At 52.1% G+C, this 12,994-nt stretch carries 14 protein-coding genes and 1 tRNA gene; 7 read left to right on the plus strand and 8 right to left on the minus strand.

Features of this window, described 5'->3' with window-relative positions; genetic code table 11:
• Positions 1 to 39 precede the first annotated feature (39 nt).
• The gene (locus ACFR81_RS00160; RefSeq protein ID WP_233126047.1) at positions 40 to 615 is read right to left on the minus strand and encodes a YceI family protein; all 576 of its coding nucleotides are present in this window, start codon (positions 613 to 615) and stop codon (positions 40 to 42) included.
• A gap of 297 nt (positions 616 to 912) precedes the next feature.
• Between ACFR81_RS00160 and ACFR81_RS00165 the strand changes: the two genes are divergently transcribed.
• Positions 913 to 1,173 (plus strand): hypothetical protein, encoded by a 261-nt coding sequence (locus tag ACFR81_RS00165; RefSeq protein ID WP_343876504.1) that lies wholly within the window; start codon positions 913 to 915, stop codon positions 1,171 to 1,173.
• Complete coding sequence (locus ACFR81_RS00170; protein ID WP_343876505.1) at positions 1,149 to 1,637, plus strand: response regulator transcription factor; 489 nt, start codon at positions 1,149 to 1,151, stop codon at positions 1,635 to 1,637. The genes ACFR81_RS00165 and ACFR81_RS00170 overlap by 25 nt, the downstream gene beginning before the upstream one ends.
• A gap of 27 nt (positions 1,638 to 1,664) precedes the next feature.
• On the opposite strand, the gene ACFR81_RS00175 is transcribed toward ACFR81_RS00170, so the two are convergent.
• The 3 genes from ACFR81_RS00175 to ACFR81_RS00185 form a co-directional block, all read right to left on the minus strand.
• Positions 1,665 to 2,681, minus strand: coding sequence for an inorganic phosphate transporter (locus ACFR81_RS00175; RefSeq protein WP_083147319.1), 1,017 nt, complete (start codon positions 2,679 to 2,681; stop codon positions 1,665 to 1,667).
• A 3-nt stretch (positions 2,682 to 2,684) separates the two neighbouring features.
• On the minus strand, positions 2,685 to 3,305 hold the full coding sequence (locus ACFR81_RS00180) for a phosphate transport regulator (protein WP_343876506.1): 621 nt from the start codon (positions 3,303 to 3,305) through the stop codon (positions 2,685 to 2,687).
• 401 nt (positions 3,306 to 3,706) lie between these two features.
• Positions 3,707 to 4,441, minus strand: coding sequence for a hypothetical protein (locus ACFR81_RS00185; RefSeq protein ID WP_343876507.1), 735 nt, complete (start codon positions 4,439 to 4,441; stop codon positions 3,707 to 3,709).
• A gap of 162 nt (positions 4,442 to 4,603) precedes the next feature.
• Between ACFR81_RS00185 and ACFR81_RS00190 the strand changes: the two genes are divergently transcribed.
• Positions 4,604 to 4,676 (plus strand) — tRNA-Lys (locus tag ACFR81_RS00190).
• 87 nt (positions 4,677 to 4,763) lie between these two features.
• Here the strand turns inward: ACFR81_RS00190 and ACFR81_RS00195 are convergent.
• Positions 4,764 to 5,249, minus strand: coding sequence for a hypothetical protein (locus ACFR81_RS00195; protein ID WP_343876508.1), 486 nt, complete (start codon positions 5,247 to 5,249; stop codon positions 4,764 to 4,766).
• 132 nt (positions 5,250 to 5,381) lie between these two features.
• Here ACFR81_RS00195 and ACFR81_RS00200 point away from each other — a divergent pair, with 132 nt between their 5' ends.
• Entirely contained in the window at positions 5,382 to 6,146 is a 765-nt protein-coding gene (locus tag ACFR81_RS00200) for an MOSC domain-containing protein (protein ID WP_083147318.1), read from the plus strand.
• 3 nt (positions 6,147 to 6,149) lie between these two features.
• Here the strand turns inward: ACFR81_RS00200 and ACFR81_RS00205 are convergent, their stop codons facing one another.
• Together ACFR81_RS00205 and ACFR81_RS00210 are read right to left on the minus strand one after the other, a co-directional pair.
• Positions 6,150 to 6,302 carry a hypothetical protein gene (locus ACFR81_RS00205; protein WP_343876509.1) on the minus strand — a complete coding sequence of 51 codons (153 nt, stop codon included), beginning with the start codon at positions 6,300 to 6,302 and terminating at the stop codon, positions 6,150 to 6,152.
• A 9-nt stretch (positions 6,303 to 6,311) separates the two neighbouring features.
• A complete protein-coding gene (locus tag ACFR81_RS00210) occupies positions 6,312 to 6,962 on the minus strand; it encodes an SDR family NAD(P)-dependent oxidoreductase (RefSeq protein WP_343876510.1) in 651 nt (216 codons plus the stop codon).
• Positions 6,963 to 7,198: 236 nt separating this feature from the next.
• On the opposite strand from ACFR81_RS00210, the gene ACFR81_RS00215 reads away from it, so the two are divergent.
• From ACFR81_RS00215 to ACFR81_RS00225, 3 genes are read left to right on the plus strand one after another with little or no spacing between them, the layout of a single operon-like run.
• The gene (locus tag ACFR81_RS00215; protein ID WP_343876511.1) at positions 7,199 to 7,939 is read left to right on the plus strand and encodes a succinate dehydrogenase cytochrome b subunit; all 741 of its coding nucleotides are present in this window, start codon (positions 7,199 to 7,201) and stop codon (positions 7,937 to 7,939) included.
• A 21-nt stretch (positions 7,940 to 7,960) separates the two neighbouring features.
• On the plus strand, positions 7,961 to 9,901 hold the full coding sequence (locus ACFR81_RS00220) for a fumarate reductase/succinate dehydrogenase flavoprotein subunit (RefSeq protein ID WP_343876512.1): 1,941 nt from the start codon (positions 7,961 to 7,963) through the stop codon (positions 9,899 to 9,901).
• On the plus strand, positions 9,898 to 10,650 hold the full coding sequence (locus ACFR81_RS00225; RefSeq protein WP_343876513.1) for a succinate dehydrogenase/fumarate reductase iron-sulfur subunit: 753 nt from the start codon (positions 9,898 to 9,900) through the stop codon (positions 10,648 to 10,650). The genes ACFR81_RS00220 and ACFR81_RS00225 overlap by 4 nt, the downstream gene beginning before the upstream one ends.
• Positions 10,651 to 10,954: 304 nt before the next feature.
• Here ACFR81_RS00225 and ACFR81_RS00230 read toward each other — a convergent pair whose 3' ends face one another.
• The gene (locus tag ACFR81_RS00230) at positions 10,955 to 12,622 is read right to left on the minus strand and encodes an ABC-F family ATP-binding cassette domain-containing protein (RefSeq protein ID WP_343876514.1); all 1,668 of its coding nucleotides are present in this window, start codon (positions 12,620 to 12,622) and stop codon (positions 10,955 to 10,957) included.
• Positions 12,623 to 12,994 lie beyond the last annotated feature (372 nt).

Consider the following 12,994-nt stretch of genomic DNA (forward strand, 5'->3'; position numbering starts at 1 on the left):
TCCGCTGTGTGTTTGAAAAGTTAGATGGTCGCATGCAACCTAGGCTGCAGTGTCGGCAGAAGAATCCTCGGTTTCTTTCACCAGGGAAAGCTCAAACTCTAGACTAATCTTTTCTGAAACCATGACTCCGCCAGCATCGAGGGCAGCGTTCCACGTAATTCCCCAGTCTTTGCGATCGATGCGACGTCCACCTTCGAGCCCAGCGCGAATGTTGCCGAAAGAATCTTGGTTGATTCCGGTCAAATCTAGAGGAATAGAAACAGGTTTAGTGACACCGTGCATGGATAGCTCACCCATGGCGATGAACTGGTTCTCGTCCACCTCATCAATAGAGGTTGAGACAAATTCAATAGTGGGGTAGTGGGCGACATCAAAGAAGTCATTATTGCGGAGATGCTCATCGCGTTGCGCATTACGGGTATCGATGCTGTCTACGCGGATGGACACGTTCGCGTAAGACTTTTTCCAGTTTTCTGGGTCAATGAAAGCGGTCCCTTGAACATCGTTAAAAGCCCCTCGGACTTTAGTTACCATTGCATGGCGCGCCGAAAAACCGATGCGAGAGTGGTCAGGATCGATGGTCCATTTACCTGCAAACTGAGAATCAAGTGCCAAAATATACCTCATTAAAAGATGAGCAAAACGTGGTTTTTAGAAAATCCAGCAACGCATTTTATGTAAAAAATAAAATGGTATGAAGATAGATTTGTGGTAAATCCAGTATATTTGATTTTGTTTTTTATTGTTAGGGTCAGTTGTACACTATATCGCCCATAAAATCTGGGGTATGACTAGAGTGGATGTTCGAGGCGGTCGGATCAGGCTCTTGGGCTCTATAGTTTCCTCTATGCAGGGTATAGGTAGATATACCCTCATAAAGTACATTCTGCTCCACTGTAAAAAATGAGGCAGTTGGGAAAAATAATAGATATGAAAAATACATCAACTGCTTTAGGCATAGCACCAAGAAAAAATCTTTGGCGCTCTCTCGCTTCTCCCGCTTATCTTTTCTCAAAAGCGCCCTTTATTGCGCTTTTCAATTTACTTCTTCTGGCAGCTCTCGCCAGCGTCGTTGGGTCGCTCTCTGCCACCCTTATTTTTCTTTTGCTGCTCCCGCTGGCGGGCATGGCATTTGGTTACTTTGAACGATGGCGTCTGAATACGATGGGCTAGAAGCTGCCGCGCTTTTACGCGAACAGTTCCCCGGTTTGCCGATTCTGGTACTGAGCCAGTACATCGCAGCCGCCTATGCTCGGGAACTCTTGAGCGCAGGAGCTAACGGGCTAGGTTATCTTCTCAAAGATAGAGTGGGAAATATTGAAGAATTTGCCCGTGCAGTGAGCACGGTAGCCGCCGGCGGTACCGTGTTGGATCCCGACGTCGTCACGCATCTGATGAATACTGCGGTGACGACGCCACAGGGATCGCTAGCTACTTTGTCCCCGCAGGAGCGAGAAATCTTGGAACTGATGGCGCAGGGGCTCTCTAATAAAGAAATCGAGGATAAACTGGTGGTATCGGCTCCTACAGTTTCAAAACACATCGGTAATATTTTTGACAAGCTGAAACTTCAGCCGGACGAGGGGAATCGCCGCGTGCGCGCCGTTCTGGCTTTCCTTGAACAGGGCGCGGTATAGACCGCCTCCGAACATTGCCGAACTACTCTACTGGGTTAGTAGAGGAGAAAGAGCCAGCATAAAAATCGCTGAAATGCAGAAAGCAGCGGGAATAGTTGCAAACCAGGTGAGCAAAAGCTTCATGGCAATTCCTGGGCGGACAGAACTGAATCGTTGGTTTAAACCGGCACCTAGAACCGAACTAGCGGCAAGATGCGATGAAGAAACTGGGGTGTTGAGAATCAGTTGACACAACAACATAAAAGTTGCTGTGGTGCCTTGAGCTACAGCACCGCGGAACGGATCTAAGCGCACCATTTTGTAGGCGAAGGTATGACCAATGCGCCAGCCGCCCATCAAGGTTCCTGCTGTTAAAATTGCCGCACTGATGATGCCCGCTAACGCAAGTGGCCAGCCATGGGCAGGTAGAGAACCAGCAACGCAAATCATCAGGAAAATCATGACGGCACGTTGACCAATTTGTATACCGTGGACCAGCGAAATAATTGAGTTGGCAATGGATAACGCGTTTCGGGCAACTTTGTTTACTCGTCGGGGGTAAGATCGCGCAACCAGCATAGATAGCGGTGAAACCAAAAGCCAGGCAGTGCCGAAAATCAGGACCGGTACTAAAACCAGAGATATTCCAAAAATGGAGAGGGTTGACTCTGAAAAGGGTAATCCTAGTGAGTAGCCTACCGAGCGAGCTGCCCACAACGACCCCAATAACCCCCCCAACAGCGCGTGGGTGGACGAAGAAGGCATACGCAACCAAAAAGTAATGAGACCCCAACTAATCTGGGCAATCAGCGCAGTGAGGAGCATCGCCAGCCCCACGTCGTTAGAGGGCAATAGCAACCAGCGATTTGCCAGTTGCGTCAACAGGACAGCGGCAACTATGAAACCTAGAAAATTCAGGACGGCGCTAATCGTCAAAGCGTATTTAGGGGTGAGCGCGCGGGTGCGCACCGCAACCGCTACAGCGTTTGGAGCGTCGTGGAATCCCGAGACTAGAAGAAATCCTGCTAGCCCCAGAAAACACAGAAGTACCAGTGCGAGAGTCACGGGTTAGGATTCCTGCACAATAATTCGACCAATATGGGTTGAGACGGAGCGCATAGCTTGGGATGCTCCGGTGAGTTCTTCAACAAACTGAACTGTTTTGAGATAGCGATCTGTCTTGTATAAATCCAAAATCTCTGCCTTATAGACTTCACCGGTTCGGGTTGCCTGGCGGGAGAGTCGAATCATATCCATCCAGTACTCGTCGGTACCTTTGAGCTCACCCAAACGAGGAATGATGGCAGAAGTGAGCACTGCCTCCCGCTGAATCAAATCCAACAAGGTGGTGGCGTTGGAGGTAAACCTGTCAATTTTAAGAAGGGTAAGCACATGTCCGGCGCTCGTCAAACGTTCGACGGCGCTCATCAAGTGGTTCGCCAAAGTGTATAGATCTTCACGCGGCAGCGGCGGTGCAAAAGAACTACGCACCTGAGTCATTGCGGTAAAAAAAGTATTCTGACTTTCGGATTCATGCTCCAGCATGTTGGCAAACACCTCAGGATAGTTCTCTTTCCCATGGGAACCCACCATCTCCGAAAGAAGCGCGGCTGCATCAGCTACCTGGTTCGAGAGCGACGCCAGGGCTTCTAAAGATGCGCTTTCCTGGGGGAACAGCTGCTCGAACACGAGTTCTCCTTGAAGTGTCGATTTATGAACATCAGGTTATATATGCTCCCCTCAAAGATAACTGCTTAGGGTTAACAAACTCGCAATTTTCTCATTTCCACCCATAATTTTTGATTCAATTTTTGGGTGCAAAGAGTAAAACGCGACGGTTGAGCGTAAAACGCTGGTTAAAGAAAGGAGGCTCCCCTCCACTTGTGAAAAGGGGAGAGGAGCCTCATGCTCTTCTTATAAAGTTAGCGGTGCCAGACTGGGAGCGCCTCTCGGCGGAAGGCCGCTCGAAGCGGCTAAATATTGGAGCCCGGGGCTACCTATTAACAGCCTGACACCTGCTAACTAGTCTTCTCGTTTTCAGCCAGAGTGTCAATTTCAAGGCGCAGTTTGTGAACGTTCTTACGTTGCTGTTAGCTATCGAGGGTTCCTGCCCGCCATTTGGCGGCGGCAGTTTCCAGCTCCACAGCAGTTCCTATGAGCTTGCGGCTATGCTCCCGGAGTGACGACGCGCGGGTGGACGCCTCAGCCTGCACCTCGGCGCTTGGCGTCGAACGGCGAGAATCGGCGTCATTATTGAGTTCACGCTGAGGTTCAGAAGAGTAAGTTCCGGGCTCGATGAGGTAAGCCGTCGATTCTTCCCCTGCCGCAACTACTCGGCAAAATGCAGCGAACCGTTCTAAGGATATATCGAACTCGCCGGTGTATGCGCCGGTGAGGATTTCGTCGGTGGTAGTAATAATTTCCAGTTCGGTGGGAGGGTCAGCGACGCCGGACACTACGCGCGCCGCCCAGTCAGTGGTCATGCCTCGTTCGTAATACACGGAGATTTGCTGAGCATTTTTCTGCACGGTATCTCGGAGGGCATAGATACGCCACAGAGCGCCAGGTAAGGAAATCGCGGGGGAGTGGGACCACATTTCGGCTACGGTGTCGATGCCAAAAACGTCTGTAAATTCTACGAGCCGTTCGGTAACGAGAGGGTCGTCGGCTGCGCGCCCTCTGTGTAAAATCGCGTGCGCCGATCGATAAGCTGCCTCGTGGAGAGCCGCGGGGTCATCGCCACCGATGTAGTGCGTGAACTTATCCGGGGTGAATTTCACGGGCCGGTGCGACCGGGGAGTGTTGGGGCGGGGCGAATGAGGCATAGCGACTATTTTAGAAGCATGAAGAGTGTTTGAGAAGGGATAAGAACTGCTGAAAAACTGGTCTGGTTATACTAATGTGCCCCATTGCACACGCAGGATTTTTAGGTTTCCGCCTCTGTGCTGTATAGTTGTTTTCGCTGACTTTCTTAGAAAGACAGTGGAGCGCCTTTAGCTCAGTTGGTAGAGCATCGGACTTTTAATCCGTGGGTCGTGGGTTCGAGCCCCACAGGGCGCACAACTAAATATAGAAAAACCCGGTCTGATTTGTGAAGACAAGCCAGAGCGGGTTTTTCTATGAGAAGCCACCGAAGTGGGGCAACCTTTATTTCTTGATTTCATCGGGGAGTTTGCACGAAGCCTCTTCACCATTCGTAGCTTCCGCCTGTGATTGGACGACGCCGTCTACGGAGATCTCACAAGAAACTGTGGCTGAAGAATCTTCACTCTTTGCGCGTAAACCGTAGCTATCCTGGGGGCGGATGTCTTCTACCGTCTTATCCCATTCTCCAGCAAAGTCGTCGGCAACAATAGAATCATCGGGACCGTAGTATACGGTTCCGCTCGTGCTGGAGGTGGTTTTTAATTCGACCCGTACGCTCTCATTGTTACTGACGTTACCCACAAGTGCGCACCCGCCCCAGATGAGGAGGCTCAAAAGGAGTAAACCTATAACCCATGGCCAAGCGGGTTTCTTGGAGGGGGTAGTTTGGGCAGGAGGTTCTTCAGGGAGAACACGATTGGGCTCACGCTTAAAGGGTCTGGTATCGTTATGCTTTTCACCGTGATTGGGGTTTTGAGGTGTAGACATGATGTCCTTTCCGACTCGTAGGGTTGTAATATCAGCTTACTTATAATCTGGTATATTACATACTCATTTAGGGAGAAACCGGTTGTCAGAGAAAGAATCTCGGGTTTTCCGGGGTATAGGTAAGCTGAAACTATGAAAACCCTCACAGTAAGTAGCTTCGGTTATTCTCCGATGAAGGGCACCCAGCATATGCACCGACGTAGCGGCCACTTATTAAATAGTTTCTTGCAGGAGGATCGTCGGTTGTGCCTGGTAGACATCACGAGCAGAAAAGTCATCCGCACTGTTCAGCACCCTGAGCTGATGGCGATTGAAGTCTTTCTCGATATAGAAAAGGCATCTGCGTGCATCGTTTTTCCCGGTAAAAAAGGGCGAGAGGTTAAACTTGTTCCACAAGAAACCGCCATCGGCGATTTCTGGGGCAGGTCTGTAACGCTTGGCATTCTGGATACGCCAGTCAATCAATTATTCTCTGATTTGCTACGTCAAGAGGTGAGCTTAGCTCTCGTAGAACCGGGTGCCATCCTATTCGGCGCACCTTTTTCTCTTATAGGATCAGCAACCATCGAAGAGCTTGCATCGCAACTAAATTATCCGTCGTTGGTTCACGAGGCGGCTCGATTCCGATCTACTTTTCTTATCAAAACAGAACGTCCGTTCGAAGAAGAAAAGTGGGAAGGAGAATCGTTCATTCTTCGCAACGAACGCGGGTTTTTACCGGCTAATCTCCAGAATCAAATAATTACTGTGGGGCAACCCATTGGCCGTTGCGCCGTCGTCGATTCAAACCCGGCAACCGGAACTCGGGATCTCAAACTCCTCAAGCACCTTGCGAAAACTCGCCTCTTAACGAGTGCAGGGGAACCACGCTTGGGCATGTACGCAAAAGCGGGTTAGACCCTATTTGCTAGGACGGCTCGTGCGCGCGAACTCCTCAGCTTTCTCGATATCGCTCATAGTCCTCTTGCGCTGGGCGTCCTTCTGAGTTGCTTCGGAACCGCCAATAACGTGGTCTTTACCCGCAAAGAGCGCATCAACACCGAGTTTAGCCACCAGAGCTGGCTAATTCTTCCAGGAATTATCTCCAAATTTGGTGTTATCCATCTTGGCTGTGTGGTGGAAATCAGTTGCGGTAGCACCGGGGAGGAGCGCAGTAACTGAAACGTTATAGTCCTTCATCTCTTCGCGTAACCCCTGAGCAAAGCTATACATGAACGCACGGGTGGACCCATAGATTGACTCAAACGGGGTGGGAGTGAGCGCAGACATCGAGGTGGTAATCAAGATGCGCCCATCCCGCTGCTGAGCAAGCTGACGCACCACACGCTTTGCTAGCTTAACCTGCGAGATCACATTGAGATTGAGCATGTACAGCTCTTCATCAAGATCAGTATCGTGGAAAGATCCCCCCCCTAGGCTCTTGCCGGCGTTGAGCACAGCCACGTCAAGGTTGCGCCCCTGCGATTCGAAGGTAGACCAAATTTTCTCGATTCCCTCATCAGCGGTGAGGTCAGCTTGTACCGGGTAAATCTGAACACCGGTTATTTTTTCACTGACTGAACTCACACGTTCAGAAGACCCTACGGCGATGATGTCGTGACCGCGCTCAGCCAACTCCTGGGCAATCTTCAAACCAATACCTGCAGAGGCCCCGGTAACTAGTGCTAGAGGGTTTATCGAGATCTCCTTTAACGAGTAGCTTTTGAATTTCAATGTATCATTTTTTAGTTTTTTAGTTTTTTAGTTTTTTAGTTTTTTGTTTTTAAAGCGCTTGCTTTTTGCCCAATAATCCCTGATAAGAACAGGGTTTTCTTCTCAAATACTTTAGGTCAGAGCAGACAAAACGTAATGCTTGAACATATTCTTCGAAACCCTACCCTCCTGCTGAAATAAACCAGTTTTAGGAGAAGACTAGAAGTATCACCCCAGCGGAAAGAAGCAGGCAGAAAATGAGTACCACCTCAGTGAGAGCTGGCACAAGAACCCCACAAAAACAGATCGGTCCGCGCTGGCTCAGCAACGTTCTTGCCAAATACATTATGGCTTTCACCGGCATCGTGTTTGGCGTTTTTGTGCTGGTGCACATGTTCGGAAACCTCAAAGTCTATCTAGGTCCCGAGCACTTCAATGATTACGCGCTATGGTTACGCACCCTCCTGGAACCCCTATTGCCCTATGAGGGATTCCTCTGGCTTTTTCGGCTTTTCCTTCTGGCTTGTTTAACAGGGCACGTCTACTGTGCGTGGGTCATCAGCGCGCGTGCAAAAGCTCGCCGCGGCAAATTTGCCCGTAAAGGACTGCACGGCTTCAGCTCGTTCACTGCACGAACCATGCCAGTTACCGGCATCGTACTCCTGCTCTTCATCATCTTTCACCTGCTTGACCTCACCGCCGGGATAGGTGTCGCCACTGAAAATTTTCAACACGGGTCAGAGGCGGGCAGCTTTGCTTACCAGAACCTCATCGCCAGTTTTTCCCGCCCCGCAGTAGCAATCTTCTACCTGCTCGCCATGGTCATTCTCTTTCTCCATCTGGCACACGGTCTCTACGCCACGGTCAACGACTTCGGCATCACCCTCGGGCAAAAAGCCCGCTCCACCGTCATGCTCCTCAGCGGACTTTTCGCGCTCGTCGTCATGCTCGGCAACATCACTATTCCCATCGCGGTACTCACCGGACTCGTGAGCTAACGCGAATAGAGAGGAAAACCAATGGCAGACATCAATATTTCATACGGGGAAGACATCAGCGGGCACGTACCTGAAGGTGACCCCGCTACCGCCTGGGAGAGACGCCGCGACGACTACAAACTCGTCTCACCACTGAACCGCCGCAAATTCAAGGTCATCGTAGTGGGCACCGGTCTAGCTGGCGCAGGATGTGCCGCAGCCCTGGGCGAACTCGGCTACAACGTCTCCTCATACACCTTCCACGATTCGTCCCGCCGCGCTCACTCGGTGGCAGCGCAGGGCGGCATCAACTCCGCACGCGCTCGCAAGGTAGACAACGACTCGATTCACCGGTTCGTCAAAGACACCGTCAAAGGTGGGGACTTCCGCGGTCGCGAAGCCGACGCTTTCCGTCTCGCTGAAGAATCCGTGCGCGTCATCGACCATATGAACGGGATAGGCGCTCCCTTCGCCCGCGAATACGGCGGCGAGCTCACCACCCGATCCTTCGGCGGCGTCCAGGTCTCACGCACCTATTACACACGCGGACAAACAGGGCAACAACTCCAGGTTTCAGCCCACCGCGCCTTACAGCGCCAGGTAGCGGCGGGCACAGTAAACCTGCACACGCACGAGGAGATGCTGGACCTTATCGTGAAGGACGGACGCGCGGTCGGCATCGTGACACGCAACCTCCGCACGGGAAAAATCAGCGCGGAAACCGCTTACGCCGTCGTACTAGCAACCGGCGGTTACGGCAACGTATTTCACAAATCGACCCTGGCAAAGAACTCCAACTGTACGGCTGCTTGGCGAGCGCACCGGCGCGGGGCGTATTTTGCATCGCCCGCTTATATTCAGTTCCATCCCACGGCATTGCCCATTAGCTCCAAATTCCAGTCGAAGACCACGCTGATGTCTGAATCTTTGCGTAACGACGGGCGTATTTGGGTTCCGCTCACAGCGGGGGATGCGCGTGCGGCAAACGATATTCCTGAGAACGAACGCGACTACTATCTGGAGCGGAAATATCCGGCGTTTGCCAATCTGACTCCCCGTGATATTGCCTCTCGTGCTGCTCGTGAGCAGATTGAAGCGGGTCACGGCGTTGGTCCCCTGAAGAATTCGGTGTATCTGGATTTCCGGGACGCGAAAGAGCGCTTAGGCGTGAAGGTTTTGGATGAACGCTACGGCAATCTGTTTGAAATGTACCGTGACGCTACAGGCGAGGATCCCCACGAGGTACCTATGCGTATTGCTCCCGGCGCCCACTTTGCTATGGGTGGTTTGTGGACTGACTATGACCAGATGAGCAATATCCCTGGCTTGTTTGTGGGTGGCGAAGCTGGCTGGGCGTATCACGGCGCTAACCGCCTGGGCGCGAATTCGTTGCTTTCAGCGTGCGTTGATGGCTGGTTCACCCTGCCCTATTCAGTACCTAACTACCTTGCCGAGCACCTGGGCGAGGCGCCGGTGGACGTGGCGGACGACGTCGTCGTGCAGACTCTTGCAGACGTGCAGGAGCGCGTTAACCGGCTCATGAACATCCGAGGTACTGTGCCCACCGATCATTTTCACGCCCGACTAGGTGAAATCCTGTACGAAGGGTGCGGGGTGAGTCGAAATGACTCCAAGCTACGCCGTGCCATCGAACAGATTCGGGAGCTACGCGAAGAGTTCTACCGCGAGCTTTTCGTGCCGGGAAGTGGCGAGCAGTTCAACCAGGAACTCGAACGGGCTGGGCGCGTAGAAGATTATCTGGAACTTGCCGAACTCATGTGCGTGGATGCCCTTGACCGTAAAGAATCTGCTGGCGCACATTTCCGCGAAGAATTCCAGACGGACGACGGCGAAGCACAACGAAATGATGAGGAATGGTGTTTTGTGAGCGCCTGGGAAATGGGCCCTGACTATTCCCACATTCGCCATGCTGAACCCCTGACCTTTGAGGCAATCGAACTACAGACGAGGAATTACAAATGAGACTCACCATTGAGGTATGGCGCCAAGAAAACCCTGATGTTCCAGGGTTCTTCGAAGAGCACGCCATTGAGGGCGCACAGGAAGAAATGTCGCTTCTTGAGCTCATTGACTACCTCAACGACCACCTGGTTTCCGAGGGGCGAGATCCTATAGCTTACGATTCTGACTGCCGCGAGGGTATCTGCGGTACTTGCGGAATTACCGTAAACGATCAGCCTCATGGGCCGGTGCCCAATACGCCGTCGTGCCGCCAGCACCTGCGTTCCTTTAAAGACGGGCAGAAACTGCGGCTGGAGCCCCTGCGCTCGTCAGCGTTTCCAGTTATCCGCGATTTAGTGGTGGACCGATCGGCAATGGACCGCGTGATTCAGGCGGGCGGTTTTGTGGCGGTGGATGCCGGCACCGCTGCCGACGCCGACTCCATGCAGATTGGGCACGGCCGGGCTGAAAAAGCCCTTGATTTTGCTGCCTGTATTGGGTGCGGAGCGTGCATCGCGGCATGCCCTAATGGTGCTGCGAATCTGTTTGCAGGTTCGGTGCTCAACCACCTCTCCACCTTGCCGCAGGGCAAACCAGAACGCTCTAAGCGAGCTCGTTCGATTATCCAAGAAATCGACGAATCCTTTGGACCCTGTTCGGTCTACGGCGAATGCGCAGTGACCTGCCCCGCTGGCATCCCGCTTTCGGCGATTGCCGCCGTCAACCGCGAGCGAGCCCGTGCAGCCCTTCGTAGAGGAAAGGACGACTAGAAGGGGGCCTCACAGCCGGTGGGTCACTAAATCAGTGGAAGTGCACTCAAATAAGTGCACTTCCACTGATTTAGTGACCCAGACGGGACCAGCCATCTTCTCGGCACGCAAAACGCAGCTCTATACTTCAAGTATGTTTCTCTTCCGCATCGTCGTAGCGCTCGTCGTTATAGGCGTCATGGTCGCAATAGCATTTCTGCTCCAATACCTTAACAGGTCGAAAGAATTCCCCGATGACTGAGGCAACGTCCTTACCTTGCCCCAAGAGACAACGGCGCAGCGGATTGCCTCCTGGGTTGTTGCTCTAGCTGCTGTTGGCGGAATTTATTGGTATCTCACGAGGGGTTAAGTCCACCAGCGTTTGCACCCCGAGTTGCTCACAGAAGTACTCGTCATGGCTCACGAGCAACAGAGCACCTTCATAATTTTTAAGGGCACTCCCCAGCCAATCCACCGATGTCATATCCAAGTTATTCGTGGGCTCATCGAGAATGAGGAGCTGCGGCGCCGGTTGCGCCAATAAAATCTGCGCAAGCGCCACCCTGAAACGCTCCCCGCCGGACAGGGCTTCAGACGGTAAAAGCACCCGGTCGCGGCGAAAGAGCAGACGAGCCAAAGCATCACGAATCTGCTGTTCGTTCATCATAGGGTTGGCGCGCCCGACCATTTCCAGCATGTTCAAACCGGTCTCTAGCTCAATTCGCTGAGGCAAATACCCCACGTTCTCAATGCAGTACTCTGCCCGATAAACCGGCACCGGAGCAGAAGACGCGCGCACGCCAAGGATTTCCTGAATAAGCGTGCTTTTTCCCGAACCGTTTTCCCCGGCAATACGCCAGCGTTCGGGGCCAGCCACAATAATCTGCTCAGGTAAATCGTCGCTTTTCTTCAGCTCAGAAGACTTTTGTAATTCCAAAACTTTCTTTCCCACGGGCAAGGAAGTAGCGGGTAAGTCCAAATAGATACTTTCATACTCGCGAACCTTGCTCTCAGCTTCGCGCCTAGCCGCATCCGCAGAATCGAAGCGATTCTGATGCACCTGCCGGGTTTTCGCGTAGCTACGCTGGGCAGACATCTTATCGAGCCCTAAAGCTAGGGGCGCTTTTTTCTTGTTAGCTACCGCTTTCTTACCTGCTTGTTCAGCACGCGCTATTTTGGTTTCTGCTTCGATGCGCTCCCGTTTTTGGCGTCTTTCGTCTGCCTTTGCCTCGCGCACATGGCGTTCGGCGGCGTCCTGCTCGGTATCAAGAGCAGCCCGATACACCTCGAAATTTCCCGCGAAGAAGCGCAAGTTCCCCTCATAGAGTTCAGCAATCTGGTCAACATGCATCAGAAGATCACGGTCGTGGCTCACCACAATTGCCGGGCACGATAGTTCTTCTAGCAAGTGAATGAGCCGTGCTTTGGCGGTTGAATCCAGATTGTTCGTGGGTTCATCGAGGAGCACAACATCAGGGGCGGACTGTAACAGCGCGACGACGGCGGCAGTTACCGCCTCGCCACCAGAAAACTCGGTCAGGGGTCGAGTTAGTAAAGTCTGGGATTGTTCCTGCTTTGCTGGTTCAAACCCTGCCGAGGCCAGGGTACTCAGCGTTTTTTCGGCGATGTCCCATTGCTCGCCAATGATGTCATAAAGTTCAGGGTCGTACTCGCCGGCTTCTATCGCATCGAGGGCAGAGAGAACCTCTGCAATGCCGAACAGCTCTGCAATCGTAGAGTGCTGCGAAAGACCAAGATCTTGCGGCAAGTAGGCGACGGCATCAGGCACGCTGATTTCTCCTGAGCTAGGTTCGATGAGCCCTGCGAGTACTTTCAATAAAGAAGACTTGCCCGAACCGTTATTGCCGATTAGCCCTGTTATTCCCGGTGGGAAAGTACCGGAAAGATGATTAAAACAGGGGGTACCGTCTGCCCACAATAGGGATAAATCAGTAAAAGAAAGAGAGGGCACGGAGGTATTAAAAATATGCATGGATAAGCGTCTTTCGCTAGAGATTAAGCTGAAGACGGGTGCTTCAGCGGTTATCGAATAAACGCTGCAGAATCCAATGCAGAACCTTCCGTAGGCAATAGAACGATTCATAGTTTAGCACCGTGCTAGCTGAACCTAAAGAAATATCGAAAATCAATCCCTAAAGAATTCAGAAAATGTAGACACTTAAGGGGGTAAATTGCCTAAAAAGTGTGTCTGACTAGGAGAAACAGTGGTGAACTACTAATAATCGATAGTACAAAGCTCAAATTATATTGCTTTCTTACTTCGTTTCCCCTCAGTGAGGCTTATTCAAAAGTAGGAACACACCCACACCCCACCAACTAGACAACGGCCCCACCAGCGGCAAAA

The sequence above is a fragment of the Rothia amarae genome (genome assembly GCF_042677725.1).
In the GTDB taxonomy this organism is placed as follows: Bacteria; Actinomycetota; Actinomycetes; order Actinomycetales; family Micrococcaceae; genus Rothia; species Rothia amarae.

Bases quoted from the DNA above. Each gene is read 5' to 3' on its own strand.
- ACFR81_RS00170 (WP_343876505.1), top strand. From the start codon at position 1,149: ATGGCGTCTGAATACGATGGGCTAGAAGCTGCCGCGCTTTTACGCGAA.
- ACFR81_RS00185 (WP_343876507.1), bottom strand. From the start codon at position 4,441: ATGCCTCATTCGCCCCGCCCCAACACTCCCCGGTCGCACCGGCCCGTG.
- ACFR81_RS00195 (WP_343876508.1), bottom strand. From the start codon at position 5,249: ATGTCTACACCTCAAAACCCCAATCACGGTGAAAAGCATAACGATACC.
- ACFR81_RS00200 (WP_083147318.1), top strand. From the start codon at position 5,382: ATGAAAACCCTCACAGTAAGTAGCTTCGGTTATTCTCCGATGAAGGGC.
- ACFR81_RS00215 (WP_343876511.1), top strand. From the start codon at position 7,199: ATGAGTACCACCTCAGTGAGAGCTGGCACAAGAACCCCACAAAAACAG.
- ACFR81_RS00220 (WP_343876512.1), top strand. From the start codon at position 7,961: ATGGCAGACATCAATATTTCATACGGGGAAGACATCAGCGGGCACGTA.
- ACFR81_RS00225 (WP_343876513.1), top strand. From the start codon at position 9,898: ATGAGACTCACCATTGAGGTATGGCGCCAAGAAAACCCTGATGTTCCA.
- ACFR81_RS00230 (WP_343876514.1), bottom strand. From the start codon at position 12,622: ATGCATATTTTTAATACCTCCGTGCCCTCTCTTTCTTTTACTGATTTA.